At 71.6% G+C, this 24,309-nt stretch carries 22 protein-coding genes; 13 read left to right on the plus strand and 9 right to left on the minus strand.

The window, feature by feature from the left end; genetic code table 11:
* Nucleotides 1-105: 105 nt before the first annotated feature.
* The 3 genes from ACLF5H_RS28665 to ACLF5H_RS28675 are packed head-to-tail and all read right to left on the minus strand — an operon-like array spanning nt 106 to nt 2,385.
* Nucleotides 106-969, minus strand: a complete 864-nt coding sequence (locus ACLF5H_RS28665; RefSeq protein WP_086810484.1) for an ABC transporter permease — start codon at nt 967-969, stop codon at nt 106-108.
* A complete protein-coding gene (locus tag ACLF5H_RS28670; protein WP_421678888.1) occupies nt 926-1,822 on the minus strand; it encodes an ABC transporter ATP-binding protein in 897 nt (298 codons plus the stop codon). Before ACLF5H_RS28670 ends, ACLF5H_RS28665 begins: the two co-directional genes overlap by 44 nt.
* Complete coding sequence (locus ACLF5H_RS28675) at nt 1,819-2,385, minus strand: MarR family winged helix-turn-helix transcriptional regulator (protein ID WP_421679146.1); 567 nt, start codon at nt 2,383-2,385, stop codon at nt 1,819-1,821. Before ACLF5H_RS28675 ends, ACLF5H_RS28670 begins: the two co-directional genes overlap by 4 nt.
* A 284-nt stretch (nt 2,386-2,669) precedes the next feature.
* On the opposite strand from ACLF5H_RS28675, the gene ACLF5H_RS28680 reads away from it, so the two are divergent.
* Complete coding sequence (locus ACLF5H_RS28680; RefSeq protein WP_421678889.1) at nt 2,670-3,479, plus strand: RNA polymerase sigma factor SigF; 810 nt, start codon at nt 2,670-2,672, stop codon at nt 3,477-3,479.
* 9 nt (nt 3,480-3,488) lie between these two features.
* Here the strand turns inward: ACLF5H_RS28680 and ACLF5H_RS28685 are convergent, their stop codons facing one another.
* Nucleotides 3,489-3,830 carry an ANTAR domain-containing protein gene (locus ACLF5H_RS28685; protein ID WP_421678890.1) on the minus strand — a complete coding sequence of 114 codons (342 nt, stop codon included), beginning with the start codon at nt 3,828-3,830 and terminating at the stop codon, nt 3,489-3,491.
* A gap of 129 nt (nt 3,831-3,959) precedes the next feature.
* On the opposite strand from ACLF5H_RS28685, the gene ACLF5H_RS28690 reads away from it, so the two are divergent.
* Nucleotides 3,960-4,790 (plus strand): VOC family protein, encoded by an 831-nt coding sequence (locus tag ACLF5H_RS28690; RefSeq protein ID WP_421678891.1) that lies wholly within the window; start codon nt 3,960-3,962, stop codon nt 4,788-4,790.
* Nucleotides 4,791-4,793: 3 nt separating this feature from the next.
* Here ACLF5H_RS28690 and glgX read toward each other — a convergent pair whose 3' ends face one another.
* On the minus strand, nt 4,794-6,947 hold the full coding sequence (gene glgX, locus ACLF5H_RS28695) for a glycogen debranching protein GlgX (protein ID WP_421678892.1): 2,154 nt from the start codon (nt 6,945-6,947) through the stop codon (nt 4,794-4,796).
* Complete coding sequence (locus ACLF5H_RS28700) at nt 6,944-7,453, minus strand: pep a2 (protein WP_421678893.1); 510 nt, start codon at nt 7,451-7,453, stop codon at nt 6,944-6,946. The genes glgX and ACLF5H_RS28700 overlap by 4 nt, the downstream gene beginning before the upstream one ends.
* A gap of 304 nt (nt 7,454-7,757) precedes the next feature.
* Between ACLF5H_RS28700 and ACLF5H_RS28705 the strand changes: the two genes are divergently transcribed.
* The 6 genes from ACLF5H_RS28705 to ACLF5H_RS28730 all read left to right on the plus strand — a co-directional run bounded on the left by ACLF5H_RS28705 (nt 7,758) and on the right by ACLF5H_RS28730 (nt 16,660).
* Nucleotides 7,758-8,057 (plus strand): DUF5133 domain-containing protein, encoded by a 300-nt coding sequence (locus tag ACLF5H_RS28705; RefSeq protein WP_361682977.1) that lies wholly within the window; start codon nt 7,758-7,760, stop codon nt 8,055-8,057.
* Nucleotides 8,058-8,167: 110 nt separating this feature from the next.
* Entirely contained in the window at nt 8,168-10,159 is a 1,992-nt protein-coding gene (locus ACLF5H_RS28710; RefSeq protein WP_421678894.1) for an alpha-1,4-glucan--maltose-1-phosphate maltosyltransferase, read from the plus strand.
* On the plus strand, nt 10,156-11,874 hold the full coding sequence (gene treS / locus ACLF5H_RS28715; RefSeq protein WP_421678895.1) for a maltose alpha-D-glucosyltransferase: 1,719 nt from the start codon (nt 10,156-10,158) through the stop codon (nt 11,872-11,874). Before ACLF5H_RS28710 ends, treS begins: the two co-directional genes overlap by 4 nt.
* Nucleotides 11,875-11,905: 31 nt before the next feature.
* The gene (locus tag ACLF5H_RS28720) at nt 11,906-13,270 is read left to right on the plus strand and encodes a maltokinase N-terminal cap-like domain-containing protein (protein WP_421678896.1); all 1,365 of its coding nucleotides are present in this window, start codon (nt 11,906-11,908) and stop codon (nt 13,268-13,270) included.
* A gap of 4 nt (nt 13,271-13,274) precedes the next feature.
* On the plus strand, nt 13,275-15,488 hold the full coding sequence (gene glgB / locus ACLF5H_RS28725) for a 1,4-alpha-glucan branching enzyme (protein WP_421678897.1): 2,214 nt from the start codon (nt 13,275-13,277) through the stop codon (nt 15,486-15,488).
* Nucleotides 15,489-15,571: 83 nt separating this feature from the next.
* Nucleotides 15,572-16,660: a glutamate--cysteine ligase gene (locus ACLF5H_RS28730; RefSeq protein WP_421678898.1), complete on the plus strand. Its 1,089-nt coding sequence runs from the start codon at nt 15,572-15,574 to the stop codon at nt 16,658-16,660.
* Nucleotides 16,661-16,686: 26 nt separating this feature from the next.
* Here ACLF5H_RS28730 and ACLF5H_RS28735 read toward each other — a convergent pair whose 3' ends face one another.
* Complete coding sequence (locus tag ACLF5H_RS28735; protein ID WP_421678899.1) at nt 16,687-16,920, minus strand: DUF6480 family protein; 234 nt, start codon at nt 16,918-16,920, stop codon at nt 16,687-16,689.
* A 310-nt stretch (nt 16,921-17,230) separates the two neighbouring features.
* Here ACLF5H_RS28735 and ACLF5H_RS28740 point away from each other — a divergent pair, with 310 nt between their 5' ends.
* The 3 genes from ACLF5H_RS28740 (at nt 17,231) to ACLF5H_RS28750 (ending at nt 21,621) form a co-directional block, all read left to right on the plus strand.
* Nucleotides 17,231-17,665: an ATP-binding protein gene (locus ACLF5H_RS28740; protein ID WP_085563256.1), complete on the plus strand. Its 435-nt coding sequence runs from the start codon at nt 17,231-17,233 to the stop codon at nt 17,663-17,665.
* Nucleotides 17,666-17,826: 161 nt separating this feature from the next.
* On the plus strand, nt 17,827-19,200 hold the full coding sequence (locus tag ACLF5H_RS28745; RefSeq protein ID WP_421678900.1) for an NAD(P)/FAD-dependent oxidoreductase: 1,374 nt from the start codon (nt 17,827-17,829) through the stop codon (nt 19,198-19,200).
* A 105-nt stretch (nt 19,201-19,305) separates the two neighbouring features.
* Nucleotides 19,306-21,621 carry an FUSC family protein gene (locus ACLF5H_RS28750; protein WP_421678901.1) on the plus strand — a complete coding sequence of 772 codons (2,316 nt, stop codon included), beginning with the start codon at nt 19,306-19,308 and terminating at the stop codon, nt 21,619-21,621.
* A gap of 34 nt (nt 21,622-21,655) precedes the next feature.
* On the opposite strand, the gene ACLF5H_RS28755 is transcribed toward ACLF5H_RS28750, so the two are convergent.
* Both ACLF5H_RS28755 and ACLF5H_RS28760 read right to left on the minus strand, forming a co-directional pair.
* The gene (locus ACLF5H_RS28755; RefSeq protein ID WP_421678902.1) at nt 21,656-22,495 is read right to left on the minus strand and encodes a SigB/SigF/SigG family RNA polymerase sigma factor; all 840 of its coding nucleotides are present in this window, start codon (nt 22,493-22,495) and stop codon (nt 21,656-21,658) included.
* A 278-nt stretch (nt 22,496-22,773) separates the two neighbouring features.
* Entirely contained in the window at nt 22,774-23,190 is a 417-nt protein-coding gene (locus ACLF5H_RS28760) for an ATP-binding protein (protein ID WP_421678903.1), read from the minus strand.
* A gap of 125 nt (nt 23,191-23,315) precedes the next feature.
* Here ACLF5H_RS28760 and ACLF5H_RS28765 point away from each other — a divergent pair, with 125 nt between their 5' ends.
* Both ACLF5H_RS28765 and ACLF5H_RS28770 read left to right on the plus strand, forming a co-directional pair.
* Nucleotides 23,316-23,570 (plus strand): hypothetical protein, encoded by a 255-nt coding sequence (locus tag ACLF5H_RS28765; RefSeq protein ID WP_421678904.1) that lies wholly within the window; start codon nt 23,316-23,318, stop codon nt 23,568-23,570.
* A 282-nt stretch (nt 23,571-23,852) separates the two neighbouring features.
* Nucleotides 23,853-24,308, plus strand: coding sequence for a cyclic nucleotide-binding domain-containing protein (locus tag ACLF5H_RS28770; RefSeq protein WP_085563251.1), 456 nt, complete (start codon nt 23,853-23,855; stop codon nt 24,306-24,308).
* The last annotated feature ends 1 nt before the right edge of the window (nt 24,309 follow it).

The raw sequence follows: 24,309 nt of genomic DNA on the forward strand, positions 1-24,309 counted from the left end.
GGTTCGCCCGCTTTGATCGTTGATCAAGCGCTGCCCAGGAAGAATCCCCCCGCGCCCGGTTCGGGCGGGCCGCGGTGCGTGCCGCACATCACGTTCCCGGCAAGATCACCGGGCCAGTCGGCCGAGCAGTGAGGAGGCCGCCGTGATGCCGAGCGCGGCGGCGATCGCCAGCACCCCGAAGTCGGCGCCGAGATGCGAGGGAGTGCCGAGCAGCAGCCCGCGCAGCGCGTCGACCTGATAGCTCAGCGGGTTGACCTTGCTGACGGCCTGGAGCCAGCCCGGCATCACGGAGACGGGGTACAGGGCGTTGGAGCCGAAGAAGAGCGGCATGGTGATCGCCTGCCCGAATCCCATCAGCCGGTCGCGGCTGAGCACGATGCCCGCGATGGTCATCGAGAGGCAGGAGAAGAACACCGAGGCGAGGATCACCGCGAGGGCGACGCCGAGCAGCTTCAGCGGGTTCCAGGTGAGGGCGACACCGAGCAGCGCGGCGATCACGATCACCACGATCGCCTGCACCAGCGACTTCACCCCGGCCGCGAACGCCTTGCCGGTGATCAGCGCCGAGCGCGGGGTCGGGGTGACGAGCAGCTTGTTCAGGATGCCCGCGTCGCGCTCCCAGATGATCTGGATGCCGTAGAAGATCGCGATGAACATGGCGGACTGGGCGATGATGCCGGGCGCCATGTAGTCGATGTACGGGATGCCGCCGGTGGGTATCGCCCGGATCCGGGTGAAGGTCTGACCGAAGATCAGCAGCCACAGGGCGGGCTGGACGGCGCGGGTGTACAGCTCGGTGCGGTCGTGGCGCAGCTTCTGGAGCTCCACGGTGCACATGGCGAGCACCCGGGCGGGCAGCAGCCGCCAGCCGGCGCGCGGCACCGGAGGGGTGAGCAGCAGCGCGGTGTCCTTGCCGAGGGTGCGGTCAGCCGACGCGGCGTGCGGTGCGGCGGGTGCTTCGGACTTCACGGAAACCTCCTCCGGTGTTGTCGTCGAGGCCACTGCCGGCGATGTCGCGGAAGACGTCCTCCAGCGTGGGCAGGGTGTCGGTGCCCTTGCGTTCGGCGAGGCCCCGGCGCAGTTCCTCCGGGGTGCCGAGGGCGCGGATGCGGCCGCGGTGCATCAGGCCGACCCGGTCGCAGTACTGGTCGGCCTCGTCCATGTAGTGGGTGGTGACGAGGACGGTCATGCCGGTCGCCTCGCGTACGGCGTTGATGTGCTCCCACACGCCGGTGCGGGCGATCGGGTCCAGGCCGATGGTCGGCTCGTCGAGGATCAGCAGCCGGGGGGCGCTGACCAGGGCCTGGGCGAGTTCGAGGCGGCGGATCATGCCGCCGGAGTAGGTACTGGCGAGCCGTCCGGCGGCGTCCGAGAGGTCGACGGCGGAGAGCGCCAGATCGACGCGTGCGGCGCGCTCCCGGCGCGGCACGTCGAACACCCGGGCGAACAGGGCGACGTTCTCGCGCCCGGTGAGCCCGCCGTCGGCGGACAGCTGCTGCGGGACGTAGCCGAGCATGCGGCGCACTCCCATGCGCTCCTTGGCGGCGTCGTGCCCGAAGACGCGGACCATCCCGGCGGGGACCGGCAGCAGGGTGGTGATGCAGCGGATGGCGGTGGTCTTGCCCGCGCCGTTCGGTCCGAGCAGCCCGAAGACCTCGCCCTCGCAGACGCCCAGGTCGAGGTCGTCCACGGCCTTGGTCTCGCCGAAGGCGTAGGTGAGCCCGGTGCAGCTGACGGCCTCGGCGCGGGCGGCGGCTGCCTCGGCCGTGGCGGTGGCCGCCGCGGCCGGGGTGGCGGACCTGTCCGCCGGGTCGGTCGTCATGATGGCGTCCCCTCCGTCCGGGCTCCCGCGGGGACGGCTCCGGCCCCGGCCGGTGCGCTCACGGGCACCGCCGGGTCCTCGTCCGCCTCGGGGTCCTCGTGCAGCAGGTCGGCGAGCCTGCGCAGGGCCGGGAGGGCCGCGCGCAGGGCGTCGTGGTCGGCGCCGTCGAGGCGGGCCAGATGGCCGCCGACCAGCTCGGCGCGGCGGCGGTGCCAGTCCTCAAGGCGCTTCTCGGCGGCCCCGGTCAGCCGCAGCCGCGCGGCCCGCCGGTCGGCCGGGTCGGTCTCCCGGACCAGGTACGCCTCCCGTACGAGCTGGTTGACCAGCGTCGAGACGGAGTTGCTCGCCAGGTGCAGTTCCTTGGCCGCCTCCGAGACACCGATCCCCGGGCGGGACTCGACCAGCCGCAGCAGTTCCACCTCGGCACCGCGCAGCCGGGGCCCGGCCAGGCCGCCGCGCAGCCGGCGCCGGATCAGCCGCTGGATGCCGACGAGCGCGTCGGTCAGCTCCGCCGGGAAGGTCTCGGGCGCCCCGGGCGGCGCGTCGCCGCCGGGCCCGTGTATCGCTTCGTCTTCCACGCCTGAAGATTACCTCTGCTACAGAGGTATCACCCCTCGGGCGGCCCCAAGATGCGGTCAAGGCTGCCGTACCCTTTTTCCGCTTATCGGGTGAATTGTTTTGTGATGTCCGAGAGCGGGAAAACGCACTGATGTGCTTCGGACAGGAGGCACTTCCGTGGGAGCCGGCCCCCCGCACGGCCTGACGCCCCCGAGTCCTTTCCCGTGACCGAGCGCGCGCTACTCCCACGGTGTCTGTCCAACCGGCACCGGCAAGAGAGGTGCGCGCGATGCGTGTCACTGGCTACACCAGCACCAGGCCCAGATCCCACCCCCACCCCCATGACGACGCGCCCGACACGGGCAAGTCCTTCGCGCGGCTCACGGAGCTGCCCGACGGCCCCGAGCGGCGGGCGCTGCGGGACGAACTGGTACGGCTGTGGCTGCCCATGGCCGAGCGGATCGCCGTACGCTTCCGCGGCCGCGGGGAGTCCCTGGAGGACCTGTACCAGGTGGCCGCGCTGGGCCTGGTGAAGGCCGTCGACCACTACGACCCCGAGCGCGGCCGCGCCTTCGAGGCGTACGCGGTGCCCACCATCACCGGTGAGATCAAGCGGCACTTCCGGGACCACATGTGGACGCTGCACGTTCCGCGCCGCGTCCAGGACCTGCGCAACCGGGTCCGTACGGCCGTCAAGGAGCTGTCCCAGTCCACGCCGGGCCGGCCGCCCACGGTCGCCGAGATAGCCGAGTACACCCGGCTCGACGAGGACGAGGTGCGCACCGGGATGGAGGCGCTGGAGTGCTTCTCCGCGCTGTCCCTGGACGCCGAGGTGGCGGGCACCGACGGCTACGCCCTCGGGGACTCGCTGGGCGGCCCGGACCCCGGGTACGACCTCGTGGTGGACCGGGCGGCCGTCAAGCCCTGCCTCGCGGCGCTGCCGGAACGCGAGCGGACCATCCTCTACCTGCGGTTCTTCCGGGGGATGACGCAGAACCGGATCGCCCAGCAGCTGGGCATCTCGCAGATGCATGTGTCGCGGCTGCTCAGCGGGTGCTTCGACCGGCTGCGGGAGGAACTGCTGGCGGAGACGCGGTGAGGCTCCGCTTCACACGGGACCCGGCCGGTCCGGAGCGGGCTCCGGGTCGCCACCGGGGACCTGGACGGGACCGTACCGGTCCAGGGCCTCCTCCAGCTCCGCGCTGATCTCGGGCGGCAGCTCGCCCCGGCGGCCCCAGATGAGGACCAGCTCGGCGACGTTGCGCAGCCTGATGTTGGTGTGCTGGGAGACCTCCCGCAGCACCTGCCAGCCCTGCTCGGGGGTGACCCGGCCGAGGGCCACCACCATCCCGATCGCCTGGTCCACCACGGCGTGAGAGGCCATGGCCTGCCTCAGCTGGTCGATCTCGGCCTGCAACGCGGCGATCCGCTCCGCCTCGCTCTCTCCCATCCCCCCATCCTGCGCAGCGGCCTGTCCCCCTGCCACCGGGGGTACTCGACAGGCGCCCCACCCGCTTCCGGTTGGACACTGGAGCCAGAGCGGTGACCCCCGGCACCCGAGAGCAGGACGTTACCGAACATGAACCGAGAAACCCCTGTCAGCGACGGAGCGAACGGCACCGGGCACGGGCCGCGCACCCGCGCGGTCGTCTCCACGCACTCCGTCTTCGGCGCACCCTGCTGGGTGAGCCTGACCAGCCGCGACCTCCAGGCCACCCAGGACTTCTACTCGGCCGTGCTGGGCTGGCGCTGGCGCGGCGCGAAGCTCGGTGAGCACTTCCGGGTCGCGCTGGCCGACGGGGTACCGGTGGCCGGGATCGCCGCGGTGGCCTCGATGTGGCAGATGGCGGTGGCCTGGACGCCGTACTTCGCGGTGCCGGACGCGGACGTCGCGGTGGCGCGGGCACGGGAGCGGGGCGGTACGGCGGCGGTCGGACCGCTCTCCTTCCCGCCCGGCCGGGCCGCGCTGCTCGCCGACCGCGACGGGGCGACGTTCGGGATCTGGCAGGGCGAGCTGGTCTCCAACTGGGAGGCCTGGCGGCGGGCGGCGCCGACGTTCATCCGGCTGCACACCCGTGACGCCTTCGACTCCGCGATGTTCTACGGCGAGATCCTCGACTGGGCGTCGGGGAAGCCGGGGTGCTGCGAGGTCGAGTACGACGGCGACGAGGTGGTGCTGCGCAGCCAGGGGGACGCGGTGGCCCGGATCGACTCGGGCGCGGTGGAGGCCGCCCCGGACCCCTCCGTACGGCCGCACTGGCAGGTCCACTTCGCGGTGGCGGACGTACCCGGCTGCGCCCGGGCCGCGGAGAAGCACGGGGGCAGCGTCCTGAAGGAGAACGACACGGAGGCGATCCTCCGGGACGCCGACGGCGCCCAGTTCACGGTGATGTCGCGGCGCGTGCGCTGAGCCTCAGCTCCCCTGATCCGCCGCCCGTGAGGGACGGGTCAGCAGGATGAGGCTCCTGGCCTCCACCCGCAGTCGCGTTCCCGCCTTCCGCTCGCGCTCGTCCGGTACGCCCTCCGCGTCCGCGGTGTCGACGAGTGTCGTCCAGCGCTCCCCGAACGTCTCGTCCGGCAGCCGGAAGTCCACCGGCTCCCAGTACCCGTTGAGCAGGAGCAGGAAGGAGTCATCGGTCAACCTCCCACCGTACGGGTCCCGTTCGGCGATCGCGTCGCCGTTGAGGAAGACGCCGACGGAGTGCGCGTCGTCGCGCTGCCAGTCCCGCCCGGTCATCTCGCGGGCGTCGGGCCGCAGCCACAGGAGGTCCGGCAGCGGCTGCGCGGCGTTCGTCGCGGTCTCGCCGCGGAAGAAGCGGCGCCGGCGCAGCACGGGGTGCGCGGCGCGCAGCGCGATGAGGGTCCGGGTGAAGTCCGCCAGGTTCCGCTGCTCGTGGTCGAGTTCCCAGTCCACCCAGGAGATCTCGTTGTCCTGGCAGTACGCGTTGTTGTTGCCGCGCTGGCCGCGCCCGAGCTCGTCCCCGTGGCAGAGCATGGGGATGCCCTGCGAGAGCAGCAGGGTGGCGAGGAGGTTGCGCTGCTGGCGCCCGCGCAGTTCGAGCACGGCGGGATCGGTGCTGTCCCCCTCCGCCCCGCAGTTCCAGGACCGGTTGTGGCTCTCCCCGTCCCGGTTGTCCTCTCCGTTCGCCTCGTTGTGCTTGTCGTTGTACGACACCAGGTCCCGCAGCGTGAACCCGTCGTGCGCGGTGACGAAGTTGACGCTCGCCCGCGGCCGGCGCCTGCTGTGCTGGTACAGGTCGGAGGAGCCGGTCAGCCGGGACGCGAACTCGCCGAGCGAGCCGGGCTCGGCGCGCCAGAAGTCCCGTACGGCGTCCCGGTATCTGCCGTTCCACTCCGACCACAGCGGCGGGAAGTTGCCGACCTGGTAGCCGCCCTCCCCCACGTCCCAGGGCTCGGCGATCAGCTTGACGCGGCTGATCACCGGGTCCTGCTGGATCAGGTCGAAGAAGGCCGAGAGCCGGTCCACCTCGTGGAACTGCCGGGCCAGGGTCGCCGCGAGGTCGAAGCGGAAGCCGTCGACATGCATCTCGGTGACCCAGTACCGCAGCGAGTCCATGATCAGCTGGAGTACGTACGGGTGCCGCATCAGCAGGCTGTTGCCGGTGCCCGTGGTGTCGTAGTAGTGCGCCCAGTCCCCGTCCACCAGACGGTAGTAGGAGGCGTTGTCGATGCCCCGGAAGGACAGGGTGGGCCCGAACTCGCTGCCCTCGGCGGTGTGGTTGTAGACCACGTCGAGGATGACTTCGAGTCCGGCCGCGTGCAGCGCCTTCACCATGGCCTTGAACTCGTTGACCTGCTGGCCCCGGCTGCCGAAGGCGGCGTAGGAGTTGTGCGGCGCGAAGAAGCCGATGGTGTTGTAGCCCCAGTAATTGGACAGACCCCGGTCCTGGAGCACCCCGTCCTGGACGAACTGGTGCACCGGCATCAGCTCGACCGCCGTCACCCCGAGCGAGGTCAGATGCTCGATGACGGCGGGATGGGCGAGGCCCGCGTAGCTGCCGCGCAGCCGTTCGGGGACGTCCGGATGGGTGCGGGTCAGTCCGCGCACATGGGCCTCGTAGATCACCGAGTCCGCGTACGCGGTGCGCGGCGGCCGGTCGTCGCCCCAGTCGAAGTACGGGTCGGTGACCACGCCCAGCATGGAGTGCCCGGCACTGTCGGCGGGGGCCGGGCCGTCCGGTGAACGCTCGTACAGGGAGGCGTGGTTGTCGATCTGGCCGTCCACGGCGCGCGCGTACGGGTCGAGCAGCAGCTTCCTCGGGTTGCAGCGGTGGCCGAGCGAGGGCTGCCAGGGGCCGTGCACCCGGTAGCCGTAACGCTGCCCGGGCGCGATGCCGGGCAGATACGCGTGCCAGACGAAGCCGTCGACCTCGTGCAGCCGGACGGAGGTCTCCTTGCCGTCGTCGTCCACGAGGATCAGGTCGACCCGCTCGGCGACCTCGCTGAACAGCGCGAAGTTGGTGCCCTGTCCGTCGAAGGAGGCGCCCAACGGGTAGGGCTGCCCGCTCCAGACGGGCAGCCCTTTCCTGGTGGTGCGGGCGGTCACCGGCTGCCCTCCAGGCTGTCACCGGCGGGCACGGGCGCGGCCAGGACGGCCACCTGATGCCGCCGCGGCTCCTTCAGGCCGGTGCTCAGGAACGGCTCCGGCGGCAGCGGCACCAGCGGCACCCGTTCACCGGCGCGGGCGCGCTGCGAGAACCAGATGATCTTGGCTCCGGTCTCGGCGGCGCAGCAGCCCCAGCCGTCGCTCATGGCGGCGATGTCCGCGAGGCAGGCGCGCAGATCCTGGTCCGGGCGCAGTTCGGGATCGTCGTCACCGAAGGCGGTGATGAGGTGCTGGCCGTTCCACCACATCTCGATGGAGGTGTGCTTGTCACGGGCGTGCTGGTCGATCGCCCGCAGCAGCAGTTCGGCGCCGCGGCAGACGGGGGCCACGAGATTGTCGAGGTCCCAGTGGCGGAGATGGGCGGCCAGGATGCGGCTGACCTGTCCCACCCGTTCCGGGCTGACTTCCACGTCGAGGTGGTAGTAGCAGGGCACTGCGGTCTTCATCGTCGCTTGCTCCTCACCGGCGAAGCTCTCGCTCCCCTCGCCCTGTCCGGGAGGGATCCCGGACACACAGCGTGAGCGGTGATCGCTTCAGAGTCATCTCCAACGGTGCAGGCGCTACGCCATTCGTGCAACACGAGCACACACCGTTCCCAGTGGTTGAAGCTCCAACAAGACGCTGCGTCCACGCGCGTGCACCATGAGTGAAAGCCTCGATCGCCGTAACGGTGCCGTGCCCACCCCTGCGCGGACGCCACCCGACCGTCGGGAACGCGCCCAGTCGAGAGCGTGGAGGGTGAACAGGGCCATGCTGCTACCCGCCAAGGCCGAAGTGGCCCGGCAGTTGCGGCGTTACCGGGCGTGGGAGCGCGTGATGCTCGCCTCGCCGTACGACCGCACGGTCCGGGCCACGTTCGAGGACTCGGGGTACACCTTGTGCGTTCTGATGGGCAAACGCTGCGCCCGCGAGGCGGCGGACGCGGCGGAGCGTTATCTGCGCACGAGTCAGGTCGGCTACCTGCGCGAGCAGGACGGACGGCCGATGTCGCGCCGTTCGGTGCGAAGGGCGCCGGCTTCGGAGCGGCGTTCCACGGCGCCGAGCTCCTGAGCTGGCACCGTACAAGGCGTTCCCTTCGGGGACCGGCACGGGCCGGTGCCCCGCTCTCGGATCGCGAAGCCGGGCCGGTGCCCGGCTTCGCGCACGGCGGAGGTGATTACATGCGCAGGACCCCGGCCATCGGCCGTGTACCGGTACGTGACGTCCGGCCGGCCGTGGAGTGCGGCAGGCGCCCGGCGAAGGCGGTGACCGGGGAGACCTTCCAGGTCACCGCGACCGTGTTCCGGGAGGGGCACGACGCCGTCGGTGCCCATGTGGTCCTGCGCGATCCCAGGGGCCGGCGCCGCCCCTGGATCCCGATGCGCGAGGTCTCCCCCGGCAGCGATGTGTGGGGCGCCGAGATCACCCCGGACATGACGGGCCGCTGGACCTTCCGGGTGGAGGCGTGGAGTCATCCGCTGGCGACCTGGCGGCACACCGCCTCGGTGAAGGTGCCGGCCGGGATCGACACCGGGCTGGTCCTGGAGGAGGGCGCCGAGCTGTACGAACGCGCCGCCGCCGGGGTGCCCAAGGGCCCGGAGCGCGATCTGGTGGCCGCCGCCGCCCGCGCCCTCGGCGACGACTCCCTCTCGGTCCATGAGCGGTTCCGGCCCGCGCTGTCCCCCCGGGTCCGGGAGGTCCTGGACCGTTACCCGCTGCGGGAGTTGGTGACCGCCTCGGATCCGATGCCGCTGCTGGTGGAGCGGGAGCGGGCGCTGTACGGCTCCTGGTACGAGTTCTTCCCGCGCAGCGAGGGCACGGCGAAGCGGCCGCACGGCACGTTCCGTACGGCGGCCCGCCGTCTGCGGCCGATCGCGGAGATGGGTTTCGACGTCGTCTATCTGCCGCCGATCCACCCGATCGGCGGCACCTTCCGCAAGGGCCCGAACAACGCCCTCACCGCCGGTCCCGAAGACGTCGGCGTGCCCTGGGCGATCGGCTCCTCCGAGGGCGGCCACGACGCGGTCCACCCCGACCTCGGCACCATCGAGGACTTCGACCACTTCGTGGGCGAGGCACGGGAGTTGGGGCTGGAGATCGCGCTGGACTTCGCCCTCCAGTGCTCCCCCGACCACCCCTGGGTGCACAAGTATCCGGAGTGGTTCCACCACCGCCCGGACGGGACGATCGCCTACGCCGAGAACCCGCCGAAGAAGTACCAGGACATCTATCCGATCGCCTTCGACGCCGACATGGACGGGCTGATCGCGGAGACGGTCCGGGTGCTGCGGCACTGGATGGACCACGGGGTGCGGATCTTCCGCGTCGACAACCCGCACACCAAGCCGGTGGTGTTCTGGGAGCGGGTCATCGCCGAGATCAACCAAAAGGACCCGGACGTGATCTTCCTGGCGGAGGCGTTCACCCGCCCCGCCATGATGCACGCTCTCGCGCAGATCGGCTTCCAGCAGTCGTACACCTACTTCACCTGGCGCGAGACGAAGCAGGAACTCATCGAGTACCTGGGCGAGTTGACGGGTGAGGCGGCCGCCTATATGCGGCCCAACTTCTTCGCGAACACCCCCGACATCCTGCCCGGCCACCTCCAGCACGGCGGCCGTCCCGCCTTCGAGCTCCGCGCCGTGCTCGCGGCCACCCTCTCCCCCGCCTGGGGCGTCTACAGCGGCTACGAGCTGTGCGAGAACACCCCGCTGCGCCAGGGCGGCGAGGAGTACCGAGACTCCGAGAAGTACCAACTCCGGCCCCGGGACTGGGAGTCGGCCGAGCGTGAGGGCCGTACGATCGCGCCGCTCATCACCCGGCTGAACGCCGTCCGCCGTGCCCACCCGGCGCTACAGCGCCTGCGCAACCTCCGCTTCCACCGGACCGACAACGACGCCGTGCTCGCCTACAGCAAGAGCACGGGGACGGACACGGTCATCGTGGTCGTCAATCTCGACCCGCATCACGCCCAGGAGGCCACGGTCTCGTTGGACATGCCGCAACTCGGCCTGGACTGGGACGCCGAACTGCCCGTGCACGACGAGCTGTCGGGCGAGGCGTACCACTGGGGCAGGACCAACTACGTGCGCCTCACGCCGGGCCGCGCGCCGGCGCATGTGCTCCATGTCCAGCGATCGACGCACCACGACGGAGGGCCCGCAGCGCCATGACCGTGAACGAACCCGTACTGGACACCTTCGAGGACACCCCTGCCCGGGACCGGGACCCGGACTGGTTCAAGCGTGCCGTCTTCTACGAGGTCCTGGTGCGCTCCTTCCAGGACAGCAACGGCGACGGCGTCGGCGACCTCAAGGGCCTGACCGCCAAACTCGACTATCTCCAGTGGCTCGGCGTGGACTGCCTGTGGCTGCCGCCCTTCTTCAAGTCCCCGCTGAGAGACGGCGGTTACGACGTCGCCGACTACACCGCCGTGCTGCCGGAGTTCGGTGACCTCGCCGACTTCGTGGAGTTCGTGGACGCCGCCCATCAGCGCGGCATGCGCGTGATCATCGACTTCGTCATGAACCACACCAGCGACCAGCACCCGTGGTTCCAGGAGTCGCGCAAGGACCCCGACGGCCCCTACGGGGACTACTACGTCTGGGCCGACGACGACAAGCGGTACGAGGACGCGCGGATCATCTTCGTGGACACGGAGGCGTCCAACTGGACGTACGACCCCGTGCGGGGCCAGTACTACTTCCACCGCTTCTTCTCCCATCAGCCGGACCTCAACTACGAGAACCCGGCGGTGCAGGAGGAGATCCTGGCCGCCCTGAAGTTCTGGCTGGACCTCGGCATCGACGGCTACCGGCTCGACGCGGTCCCCTACCTCTACGCGCAGGAGGGCACCAACTGCGAGAACCTGCCCGCGACCCACCAGTTCCTGAAGCGGGTGCGGCGGGAGATCGACGCGATGTACCCGGACACGGTGCTGCTGGCCGAGGCCAACCAGTGGCCCGAGGACGTGGTCGACTACTTCGGGGACTACGAACGCGGCGGCGACGAGTGCCACATGGCGTTCCACTTCCCGGTCATGCCGCGCATCTTCATGGCGGTGCGGCGGGAATCGCGCCACCCGGTCTCGGAGATCCTCGCCAAGACGCCCGCGATTCCCTCGCGTTGCCAGTGGGGGATCTTCCTGCGCAACCACGACGAGCTGACCCTGGAGATGGTCACCGACGAGGAACGCGACTACATGTGGGCGGAGTACGCCAAGGATCCGCGGATGCGGGCCAACATCGGCATCCGCCGCCGGCTCGCGCCGCTGCTCGACAACGACCGCAACCAGATCGAGCTGTTCACCGCCCTGCTGCTGTCCCTGCCCGGCTCGCCGATCCTCTACTACGGCGACGAGATCGGCATGGGCGACAACATCTGGCTCGGCGACCGCGACGCCGTCCGCACCCCCATGCAGTGGACCCCCGACCGCAACGCGGGCTTCTCGACGTGCGATCCGGGACGGCTGTACCTGCCCACGATCATGGACCCGGTCTACGGCTACCAGGTCACCAACGTGGAAGCGGCCATGTCGTCGCCGTCCTCGCTGCTGCACTGGACCCGGCGCATGATCGAGATCCGCAAGCAGAACCCCGCCTTCGGACTCGGCTCCTACGACGAACTCCCCTCCTCCAACCCGGCGGTGCTCGCCTTCCTGCGCGAGTACGAGGACGACCTGGTGCTGTGCGTCCACAACTTCTCCCGCTTCGCCCAGCCCACCGAGCTGGACCTGCGGGCCTACGACGGACGCCACCCGGTGGAGCTGATCGGTGGGGTGCGCTTCCCCGCCATCGGTGAACTGCCCTACCTCCTCACCCTTCAGGGCCACGGCTTCTACTGGTTCCGGCTCACCCGAGTCGCATCCCGCATCGGCCGCCGCCGCTGAGCGCACGGCGCCGAGGAAAGGACGCGTCACCATGCCGAAGACCATCACCCTCCGGCCGAGAACCGCGGCCGGAGCCGGCGGTCCCCTCGCCTCGCTCGGCGGGCTGCTGCGCGAATGGCTGCCGCGCCAGCGCTGGTTCGCGGGCAAGGACCGGCCCGTGACCGATCTGTCGGTGCTCAGTGTGACCGAGCTGTTCCCCGGGTGTCTGCATCTGCTGGTGCACGCCTCGCACGCGCCGGTGCCCACCCCCGGCGGCACCGCCCCGCCGGGCGACTGCTACCAGCTGCTGCTCGGGGTGCGCGAGCAGCTCGCGCCGCGCCTGGAACGGGCGTTCATCGGGCGGGCCACCGCCGGACCGCTGGCCGGGCTCGCGGTCTACGACGCGCTCTACGACCCGCGCTCGGCGAGCCTGCTCCTGGAGCGGCTGCGCCGACCGGGCGGCGCGGGCCCGCTGCGCTTCGAGGCGGACCCCACCGCCCCGGTGCCGGGGGGTCTGCCGCCGCGGCTGCTGGACGCCGAGCAGTCCAACACCTCGCTGGTGTACGGCGACGCGTACATCCTCAAGCTCTTCCGCCGTATCCAGCCGGGCGTCAACCCCGATCTCGAGGTGTCGGCGGCGCTCGCCGCGCAGGGCTGCACCCGGGTGCCCGCGCCGGTCGCCTGGTTCACCACCAGCGCGCCGCGTCCGGCCACGCTCGGGGTGCTCCAGCCGTTCCTGCCGGACGCCACCGACGGCTGGACGCTGGCACTGGGCGCGCTCGCCGCGGGCGACGACTTCACCGCCGAGGCCCGTGAGCTGGGCCGCGCCATGGCCGAGGTGCACCTCGCGCTGGCCGAGGCGTTCCCGTCGGCCGGGCCCGGCGAGAACGGCCGTACCGCCGAGGCGATGTGCGCCCGGCTGGAGGCCGCGGCGCACGCCGTGCCCGGCCTCAAGCCGTTCGTGCCCGGTCTGCGGGCCGCGTTCGGGGCGCTCGCCACCTGCGACACCGGGCCGCCCGCCCAGCGCATCCACGGCGATCTGCACCTCGGGCAGGTGCTGCGGGCGGGCCGCGACTGGTTCGTCATCGACTTCGAGGGCGAGCCCTCCAGACCGCTTGCCGAGCGGCGGGCCCCGCAGTCCCCGGTGCGGGACGTCGCCGGGATGCTGCGCTCCTTCGACTACGCGGCCCGGCAGCGCCGCCCCTGGCGACCCGAGTGGGCGCGCCGCTGCCGGGAGGCGTTCTGCGCGGGCTACGCGGCCCGCGCGGGCTGGGACCCACGCAAGAAGCACGCGCTGCTGCGCGCGCACGAGACGGACAGGGCGGTGTACGAGGTGCTGTACGAGGCGAGACACCGGCCGGACTGGCTGCCGGTACCGATGGCGGCGATCAAGCGGCTCGCGGTGTGGGGAGGCTGAGGACATGGCACTGCGCGACACCTCACCGCCCGAGACCGCGGGCCCCGGGCAGGCCCCGGCCACCGCACTGGACCCCGCCGAGCGCGACCGGCTGCTGGCCGGGGCGCACTACGATCCGCACGCCCTGCTGGGCGCCCACCCGGTGCCGGGCGGCACCCTGTTCCGGGCGCTGCGCCCGAACGCGCGGGCGGTGAGCGTCCTGGTCGACGGGATGGCCAACCCGCTCGTCTCCGAGGGCGGCGGGCTGTTCACGGCCGTGCTGCCCTACCCGGAGATCCCGCCGTACACGCTGCTGGTGACGTACGACGAGGACGAGCGGGAGGTGCATGACCCGTACCGCTTCCCGCCCGCCCTCGGCGAACTGGACCTGCATCTGATCCGCGAGGGCCGGCACGAGCAGCTGTGGCAGGCGCTCGGCGCCGAGCCGATGACCCATGAGGGCGTGGCCGGTACCCGGTTCACCGTGTGGGCGCCCAATGCCCAAGGGGTGCGGGTGGCCGGGGACTTCACGTACTGGGACGGCACGCAGTACCCGATGCGCTCGCTCGGCGCGTCCGGGGTGTGGGAGCTGTTCCTGCCCGGGATCGGCGAGGGCGACCGCTACAAGTTCGAGATCACCTCCCGCTACGGCCACCGGTTCCTCAAGGCGGACCCGATGGCCAGGCGCACCGAGGTGCCGCCGGACACCGCCTCGGTGGTGACGGTCTCGCACTACGCGTGGGGCGACGAGCGGTGGATGGCGCACCGCGGCGACATCCCGGTGCACGAGGCGCCGTTCTCCGTGTACGAGGTGCATCTGCCGTCCTGGCGGCCCGGATTGACCTACCGTCAGCTGGCGGACGAACTGCCCGCGTACGTCAAGGAGATGGGCTTCACGCATGTGGAGCTGATGCCGGTGGCCGGGCATCCGTTCAGCGGCTCCTGGGGCTACCAGGTCACCTCGTACTACGCGCCCACCCCCCGGCTCGGCTCGCCGGACGACTTCCGGTACCTGGTGGACGCGCTGCACCGGGCGGGCATCGGCGTGATCATGGACTGGGTGCCGGCGCACTTCCCCAAGGACGACTGGGCACTGGCCCGGTTCGACGGGGATCCGCTGTACGAGCCCGGGAACGCGAAGCGCGCCGAGCACCCCGACTGGGGGACGTACGAGTTCGACTACGGGCGGATCGAGGTGCGCAACTTCCTCGTGGCCAACGCCGTGTACTGGTGCGAGGAGTTCCACATCGACGGCCTGCGGGTGGACGCCGTCGCCTCCATGCTCTACCTCGACTACTCCCGGGACTCCGGGCAGTGGGAGCCGAATGTGTTCGGCGGGCGCGAGGACCTGGACGCGGTGGCGTTCCTCCAGGAGATGAACGCCACCGTCTACCGGCGCTGCCCGGGTGTGGTGACCATCGCCGAGGAGTCCACCGCCTGGGACGGGGTGACCCGGCCGACCGACAGTGGCGGGCTCGGGTTCGGGCTGAAGTGGAACATGGGCTGGATGCACGACTCGCTCCAGTACATCCAGAAGGAGCCGGTGCACCGCAAGTACCACCACAACGAGATGACCTTCTCGATGGTGTACGCCTACAGCGAGAACTATGTGCTGCCCATCTCGCACGACGAGGTGGTGCACGGCAAGCAGGCGCTGGTGTCGAAGATGCCGGGCGACTGGTGGCAGCGGCGCGCCAACCACCGCGCCTATCTGGGCTTCATGTGGGCCCATCCGGGCAAGCAACTGCTGTTCATGGGACAGGAGTTCGCGCAGGGCGCCGAGTGGGCGGAGGAGCAGGGGCCCGAGTGGTGGCTGCTCGCGGACGACTACCACTCCGCCGGTGACCACCGGGGCGTCAAGGCGCTGGTGCGGGACCTGAACGCGCTGTACCGGGCGACGCCCGCGCTGTGGCAGCGGGACACCGACCCGGGCGGCTTCCGCTGGGTGCTGTGCGACGCGGCGGAGGACAACGTCTTCGCGTTCCTGCGCCTCGCGGCCGACGGCACCCCGCTGCTCGCGGTGTCGAACTTCTCGCCCGTGGTCCGCGAGGACTACCGGCTGGCGGTCCCCGCGGAGGTACCGGCCTGGCGGGAGCTGCTGAACACCGACGACATCGGCTACGGGGGCGGCGGCATCCCGGTCGGCGCCCCGGGGGCGCTGAAGCCGGCCGACGGCGGGCTGCGGCTCACACTGCCGCCGCTGGCCACGGTGTTCCTCGGTCCGGCGCTCAGGGCGTAGGTGTCGGCGCCCGTCCCAGGGGCAGTCGGGGTTCATACAGAACCCTGGCTGCCCCTGGTCACAGGGCGGAGAGGCGGCATCGAGTGCGCACGGTCGGAGTGGAGGAGGAGCTCCTTCTGGTCGATCCGGACAGCGGCGACCCGAAGGCGCTGGCGGCGCCCGTGCTCGCGCGGGCCCACCGGGACGATCCCGGACAGGACGTGTTCGAGAAGGAACTGTTCGGGCAGATGCTGGAGTTCGCCACCCATCCGCAGTCGGACATGGCGGACCTCGGCGACGAGATCGTGCGCTGCCGCAAGGAGGCGGCCCGGCACGCCGGGCAGATCGGCTGCGCGGTCGCCGCGCTGGCCACCTCGCCGCTGCCGGTGAGCCCCTCGCTCACCGTGAACGAGCGCTACCAGTGGCTGTCCGAGCGCTACGGCATCGGCACCCGGGACCAGTTGGTCTGCGGCTGCCATGTGCATGTGTCGGTGGAGTCCGACGAGGAGGGCGTGGCGGTCCTCGACCGGCTGCGGCCCTGGCTCCCGGTGCTCACCGCGATCAGCGCCAACTCCCCCTACTGGCAAGGCCATGACAGCGGCTACGAGAGCTATCGCAGCCGGGTGTGGTCGCGCTGGCCGTCGGCCGGACCGACCGAGCTGTTCGGCTCGCCGGAGCGCTATCACCGGCGGGTGGCGGACATGGTGGGCACCGGGGTGATCCTGGACGAGGCGATGGTGTACTTCGACGCGCGGCTCTCCGCGCGCTATCCGACGGTCGAGGTGCGGGTCTCGGACGTATGCCTGTCCGCGGACACCGCGCTGCTCGTCGCGACCCTGACCCGGGGCCTGGTGGAGACCGCCGCCCGGGACTGGCGCGCGGGCGAAGAGGCGCCCGGTCACAGCGTGAGCCTGCTCCGGCTCGCTTCCTGGCAGGCGGCGCGCTCAGGGCTCGAAGAGAAGCTGCTGGACCCCGTGAGCCTGCGACCGCGGCCCGCCGCCCGGGTGCTGTACTCCCTGCTCGATGCGGTCGGGGACGCGCTCGACGCCTGCGGGGACACGGACCGCGCCGAGAAGGGCGTCGAGGACCTGCTGCGGCACGGCAACGGCGCGCGCGAGCAGCGGCGGATCATGGAGGGCGGCGGCACCCTGCGGGACGTCGTCACGGAGTGCGTGCGGCACACACAGGGGTGAGCCGGCCCAGCGGGCCCGGCTGTCGGTCAGTGGATCAGGACCAGGGCGTACACCAGGAAGAACGCGGCGAACAGCACCACGAGGACCAGGATCAGCGCCAGCGGCGCCTTGGCCCAGCCGCGCTGGGTCGCGCCCGGCTCGCGGACCGCGGCCTGGGGCATGCTGCTCTCCGCGGGCGGGGTCTCGCCGGGCGGCACCGAGCCGCCGGGTTCGAGTCCGGTGGTGCTCTCGGGTTCCGGATCGGGGCTCACATGGCTCATGTCTGGACTCATGTACCCCGAGTCCCCCGCGGGCGCCCACCTCACCGGACTTTCCGCGGGCCGCCGCGGCGGCCGACAGGGCGGTGTGCCGCGCCTGGTGTCCCAGGGACTACGGTGTCCTGCGGAGCCGTTCGCGCCGCGCGACGGGCTGCTCGCAGCCCGTGAGGCCGTGCCATGAGGCGATCAGACGGACGGATATCCGGCCCGGCTGTGGGAACCCGCAGCGCAGCGAGAGATCAGCGACGACGACCGTCCTGGCCGCACGGGGCAGCACAGGGGCCCCTCGTGACCGAGGCCGGGGGATGCGGAGATGGCGACGGAGCCGCGTGGGGACGAGACACCGCCTTCGGAGGAGACGTACGAGCGTGAGTTCTCCTTCGCGGGTGAGCTGCGCAACGTCACAGAGGCGCGGCTCGCCGCGGAGGACTTCCTGGGCGCACTGGCCCGGGTCGCGCCGCCCGGCGAGCACGAGTACTGGGACGACATCCTGCTGGTGGTGACCGAGCTGGCGGCGAACGTCATCCAGTACGCGCCCGGCCCGTTCGACCTGCGGATGCGGCGCACCTTCGACGGGGTGCACGTGACGATGCGCGACTCCAGCACCACCCGGCCGGAACCCCGGCCCTTCCACCCGCGCACGGGCGGCGGCGGCATCGGCTGGCATCTGGTGCACACGCTGTGCAGCCAGGTCAGTGTGGTGGTGCACGACGAGGGCAAGGACATCCATGTGTTCCTGCCCTGGTGAGGGCCCCGAGGTGTAACCCGGCGTGGACCGGTTACTCCACCGCGTGCCGCACCCGGCTGGCGCAGCGGCCCGGGTCGCGGTGGTATCGGAGTTGGCGCGCGGCGCTCCGGGGTATGCGAACGGCGTCGAGTCGAATCCACCGCCCGGAACCGCGGAAAGGGATGGACACCGTGACACGACCCAGGATCCTGGTGGTCGGCGCAGGCTTCGCCGGAGTCGAGTGCGTCCGCCGTCTGGAGCGCAAACTCGCCCCCGACGAGGCCGACGTCACCCTGGTGACGCCCGTCTCCTACCAGCTCTATCTACCGCTGCTGCCCCAGGTCGCCTCCGGTGTGCTGACACCGCAGTCGATCGCGCTCTCCCTGCGCCGCAGCAGGCGGTACCGCACCCGGATCCTGCCGGGCGGTGCGATCGGCGTGGATCTCAAGGCCAAGGTCTGTGTCGTACGCACCATCACCGACAAGATCGTGAACGAGCCGTACGACTACATCGTGCTGGCCCCGGGCAGCGTGACCCGCACCTTCGACATCCCGGGCCTGACCGAGCACGCCTTCGGCATGAAGACGCTCGCCGAGGCGGCGTACATCCGCGACCACGTCATCTCCCAGCTGGACCTCGCCGACGCCAGCGACGACCCGGCCGAACGGGCCGCGCGGCTCCAGTTCGTGGTGGTCGGCGGCGGGTACGCCGGAACCGAGACCGCCGCCTGCCTCCAGCGGCTCACGCACGCCGCGGTACGGCGCTATCCGCGCCTGGACCCCGGGCTGATCCGCTGGCATCTGATCGACATCGCGCCCAAGCTGATGCCCGAGCTGGGCGAGAAGCTCGGCCGGAGCGCGCAGGACATCCTGCGGCGGCGCGGCATCGACGTGTCCCTCGGGGTGTCGATCGAGAAGGCCGGTGCGGAGGAGGTCACCTTCACCGACGGCCGGGTGGTGCCGACGCACACCCTGATCTGGACCGCGGGGGTGGTGGCCAGTCCGCTGATCGCCACGCTGGGCGCGGAGACGGTCCGCGGCCGGCTCCTCGTCGAGCCCGAGCTGACCGTGCCGGGGCAGGACGGGGTGTTCGCGCTCGGCGACTCGGCCGCCGTGCCCGATCTCGCCAAGGGCCAGGAGGGCGCGGTCTGCCCGCCGACCGCGCAGCACGCCTCGCGGCAGGGCAAGCGGGTCGCCGAGAACGTCATCGCGACCCTGCGCGGCGCGCCCCTCAAGCCGTACCACCACAAGGATCTGGGCCTGGTCGTGGACCTCGGCGGCAAGGACGCGGTGTCCAAGCCGCTCGGCATCGAGCTGCGCGGGATGCCGGCGCAGGCGGTGGCCCGCGGCTACCACTGGTCGGCGCTGCGCACGGGCGTGGCCAAGGCCCGGGTGATGACCAACTGGACGCTGAACGCGCTGGCCGGGGACGACTTCGTGCGCACCGGCTTCCAGGCCCGCAAGGCCGCCCGGCTGAAGGACTTCGAGTTCACGGACTCGTATCTGACGCCGGAGCAGGTACGGGCCCGGGCGGAGGGCGGCGTCAACAGCCCCTGATGCGACAGCCCCTGATGTGAGCCGGATCACCGAGGGCCGCCGATCAGCGCACCTGTGATCGGCGGCCCTGGCCGAGGGCAGCTGGATAAACCGGACCCACGTGCGATGCTGGAGCAAAGATCGATTTCTGGCACGGGTTCACGGACGGGAGAGCGCGGCGGCGTGAGGGCAGCGGGACGGTCGGGGCGGGTAAGGATCTGGGACCGGGTCGCGGCATGGGATCCAGGGCTGCTCAGACTGACCGCGGGGTTGCGCACGGTCGTCTCGATCGCGCTGACCCTCGCCGTGCTGGCCGCGCTGGGCGCCCCGGTGCCGCTGCTGGTCGCCGGGGCGATCGCGGCGATGGTCGCGACGTTCGCGATCCGCGAGAAGCAACGCCACCGGCAGGCCCTCACCCTCGCGATCGGGCTGCCGGTGGCGCTCGTCTCGGTCACCCTGGGCACGCTGCTGAGCCAGTACGTCGTCGCGGGTGACCTGTTCTTCGTGGCGCTCATGTTCGGCGCGGTCTACAGCCGCCGGTTCGGCGACCGCGGCCACGCGCTCGGGCTGATCGCCTTCCAGACGTACTTCCTCTCCCTGTTCGTGCACGCGACCTCGGCCCTGCTGCCGAAGCTGTACGGCGTCATCGTGGTCGCGTTCGGCTGCGCCGCCCTGGCCCGGTTCGTGCTGCTGCCGCAGACACCGGCGGGCACCCTGGACCGGATGCGGCAGGCGTTCCGGGCCCGGCTCGCGCAGCTGATCGACACCCAGATCGAGCTGCTGGACGCGGGGCCCGAGGACGTGGAGAAGGTGCTGGAGGAGCTGCGCACCGGCACCGCGCGGCTGCATGAGACGGCGCTGCTGATCCAGGGCCGGCTGGAGGACGGCACCTCCGACGAGGCGGTGGCCCGGCTGCTCCAGCGCCGGATCGCGGACGCGGAGATCGCCGCCGAGCGGCTCGGTCTGCTGCTGCTCACGGCGCGCAGCGCCGAGCGCACCGACACCCTCACCCTGCATCTGCCGGGTGCCCCGCTGCCCTCGGGCGGCGAGCTGCCGGTGCGCGACGAGGCCGGGGCCGAACTGCGCCGGGACCTCAAGGCGCTGCGGCTGCTGGCGCTGCGCCCGGCCGGTGAGGCGGCGGGCACGGCGCTCGCGCATGTGCGCAACCGGCTGCTCGGCTATCGCGAGGAGGAGAACCTGCCGCAGGCCGCCCCGGCCGTGCAGGACGTCTTCCGCGGTCTCGGTGAGACGGCGCGCGCCGCGCTGGGCCTGCGGCTCGCGCTCGACGGGCCGCAGGACGAGTCCGAGGACTCCCCCGCCACCGCCCGCTCGCGCGAGGAGCTGGACGCGGAGGACGCCGCGATCGAGGTCAGCGAGGAGATCGAGCCCAAGGACACGGAGCCGGGCGGGCTGCGCAGGCCCACCACCCGGGCCGCCGTGCAGATCGCCGTCGGCTCCTCGCTGGCCATCCTCGGCGGCGAGCTGCTGTCCAGCCAGCGCTGGTACTGGGCGGTGCTGACCTGCTGGATCGTGTTCATCAACACCGCGTCCACCGGGGAGATCCTGGTCAAGGGCTACCGGCGGCTGCTCGGCACGGTGCTCGGCGTGATCGCCGGTATCGGGCTCGCCGGGCTGGTCGGACACCACACCTGGACGGCGTTCGCGCTGGTGCTGCTGCTGGTGTTCGCGATGTTCTACACCGCGCCGCTGTCGTACACGCTGATGTCGTTCTTCGTGACGGCCGCGCTCGGACTGCTGTACACGCTGCTCAACACCTACACCGCCGCGGTCCTGGTGCTGCGGATCGAGGAGACGGCGCTGGGCGCGGCCTGCGGGGTGATCGCGGCCGCGGTGGTGCTGCCGATCCACACGGACCGCCGTACGAACGAGCTGCTGGTCACGGTCCTCGACCGGCTCGCGGAGGTCACCCGGGCCGCGGTCGACCAGCTCAGCGGCGGCTTCGGCGGCGATCTGGTGGAGCAGGCGCGGGAGTTGGACCAGGCGCTGGCCGATCTGCGCTCCGCCATCCAGCCGCTGACGCATCCCATCACCCCGATGCGGGCCCGGCGCAACACCGCCCGCTATGTGGTGGCGCTACTGGAGACCTGCGCCTACCACGGGCGGTCCCTCGCGGCGACGGCGGAACTGCTGCCCACGCACCCCTCGATCGCGGCCGATCCCCGGCTGCGCGGGGCGGGCGCGCGGATCGTGCGGAACATCGAGACGATCGCCGCGCAGGTGGCGGACCCGCGCGCGGAGGGGGAGATCGAGACCGGCCCCAGCATCGCCTCGATGCTGGAGCCGGGAACCCTGCGCACCCCGCGCTACGGCCGGGTCACCGACCGCGTGCTGCGGCATCTGCAACGCCTCGACGAGGCGGTCTCGGGTCTCGCCCGCCCGCTCGGGCTGCGGCCGGAGGCGTCACCGGCGAAGAAGCGCTGACGGGTCACCCGGCGGACACCCCGGCGGCGGGCGCTCACGCGGCGCCGCCGGGGCGGCGGCCCACGGCCTCGTCGCGGACGCGGGCGCAGCTGCGGCTGATCAGCCGGGAGACATGCATCTGGGAGATGCCGAGCTGGTCGGCGATGCGGCTCTGTGTCATGTCCTCGAAGAAGCGCATGTAGAGGATGGCCCGTTCGCGCTCGGGCAGCCGCCGCAGGCCCTCCTTGGCGGCCTCCCGGTCGACCACGACGTCGTACGACGTGTCGGTGGCGCCGAGGGTGTCGGCGAGGCTGTAACCGTCGTCGCCACCGGCCAGTTCGGCGTCCAGCGACAGCGTGCTGAAGCTCTCCAGCGCCTCCAGGCCCGCGGCGACCTCCTCCTCGGTGAGCCCGGTGTGGGCGGCGAGGGCGGCGTTGGTGGGTTCGGGGCTGCCCGGGTTCTGGGTCAGCTCGCGCCGGGCCACGCGCACCCGGTTGCGCAGTTCCTGCACCCTGCGGGGCACTCGCAGCGCCCACATCCGGTCCCGGAAGTGGCGCTTGACCTCGCCGGTGATGGTCGGCACGGCGTAGCTCTCGAACGCGCCGCGCGAGGGGTCGTACCGGTCGACGGCCTTCACCAGGCCCAGTGCCGCCACCTGGCGCAGATCCTCCACGGACTCGCCTCGGTCACGGAACCGGCCGGCGATGCGATGCGCCATGGGGAGCCAGGCGGCGACCAGTTCGTCGCGTACGGCGTCGCGCTCGGGACCCTCCTCCAGGTCCGCGAGCCGGGTGAACATTTCCGCGGTCTCCGGGGCGTCGTCGTGGCTCCGGCGCGAGGTCTGGGTGGCGGGGTCGGGGGTGCCGGAACGGCCTGTCGACATGTCGGTCAGCATGCGGAATCGCTCCTGAACGTGGTGTCTGGGCGCCGCCGGAACAGAGATTCCGGTCGAGGCCCGAACGGTGCTTGTCAGGGTTCGCCGCGGGATGCCGGGGCCCGCCGGAGGGGGTCCCGGCGGTGGATCTACCCGCTGGGCTTGCGCCTCCGGTCCGAAGCACGAGATTCCGTCTGCCCGCCGCCCCGGCGGGCAAACACCCTTGCCCGAAGGAATCCGGTGAGTGAGGTGAAGGCGGAGGTCAGAGGGGTGCGGGGGCGACAAGTGGGAGTGCGGGATCAGGTCAGCGGGACCACCGCGGTGATGCGTTTGCCGCCGCAGGGAAGTTCGCTGACCCGGACGTCGCGGGCGAGGTGGCAGACGATCGGCCAGCCCCGGCCGTGGCGCTGGAAGCGGTCGGGCGGGGTCGTCCGCGCGACCGGGAGTTCGGTGCTGCGGTCGCTCACCGAGACACGGACCCCGGCGGAGTCGACATCGACGTCGAAGCCGGTGATGCCGCCGCCGTGCAGGATCGCGTTGGTGGTGAGTTCGGAGGCGACCAGGAGGGCGTCGTCCATGGCCCCGGGGCCGAGCGGCTGATGACGGTCCCGGCAGCGTTCGGCGACGACGCGTCGTACGGTGCTGCGGGCGTCGGCCGGGCGGCACGGCGGCCGACGGTGGGGTTCGTCGACGGATATCGAGTACGTTTCTGGCATCCCTTCCCTCCCTGGACGGTGCCGGAGTCGCGCTTCCTCTCCCCCTTCGGCTGACCATCAGCGGCGCCCTCAAACACCGTGTGTACGGAAGTCATCACCGCGCCCGTACGGGGTACCCGCGCCCCATGACCGATGTCGTGGACGCTGACGAACTGCTGCGACGCATCCAGCGGGGCAGGGACCGCGCGGCCGAGGAGCGGGCGCGCTGGGCGGACCGGGCGCGGGACCTCGCGGCGACCGAGCCGGACGGCGCCCGGGACGCCGCCGCCAGCGCGCGGGCGTACGGGGCCGTGCTGCGGGTGCTGGACGAGATCGTGCGGCCGGGCGCGCGGCCGGTGGAGCATCCGGCGGACGAGGACGGCGTGAGACGGGTCACCTAGACCGGTGTCCGACTACCAGAACGGACATCGAATGGTTTATCGTTCATCCATACGTGATGGCGGCGTGGGCCTCGGAGCCTGCCCCATCACCCTCAGCGGCCCTGGCTGGCTTCCCCCGTCCAGCCAGGGCTTTTTCCTGCCCGGACGACGGCCGCCGCGAAGAAATCCGCCTCCTTCGAGGTGCCCTGCCCGCCGCCAGCGGCTGAAATGGGTGTACGCAACGTCCCGCCCCCTCAAGAGGCACCGCAGCACCCGAACCGTCGCCGGCGAGGAGCCCGCGCCATGACCAAAGCGATAAAACTGCTGACCGCCCTGCCCCAGGCGCAGCGCGAACGCCTGATGGAGCTGGCCAAGGAGGTGTCCTTCCCGGAGGACAGCCGCATCTTCGAGGCGGGCGGCACGGCCGACCGGTTCTGGGTGATCCGCTCCGGCGCGGTCCATCTGGACCAGCAGGTCACCTCGCGGCAGCGGGTGACCGTGGCCACGCTCGGCGCGGGCGACCTGCTCGGCTGGTCCTGGCTCTTCCCGCCGTACCAGTGGGACTTCGGCTCGGTGGCCTTCAGCAACGTACGGGCGTACGAGTTCGACGGGCCCTCCGTGCTCGCGCTGTGCGTGGAGGACCCGCTGCTCGGGCTCTCCCTGGTGCGTTCGGTGGCCGAGATCCTCGCCCACCGCCTGGAGACCACCCGCGGCAAGCTGATGGACCAGTACGCGCTGGGCCGCCGCAGCCCCCTCTAGC

This window comes from Streptomyces sp. LaBMicrA B280, from assembly GCF_049222185.1.
GTDB classification, from domain to species: domain Bacteria; phylum Actinomycetota; class Actinomycetes; order Streptomycetales; family Streptomycetaceae; genus Streptomyces; species Streptomyces murinus.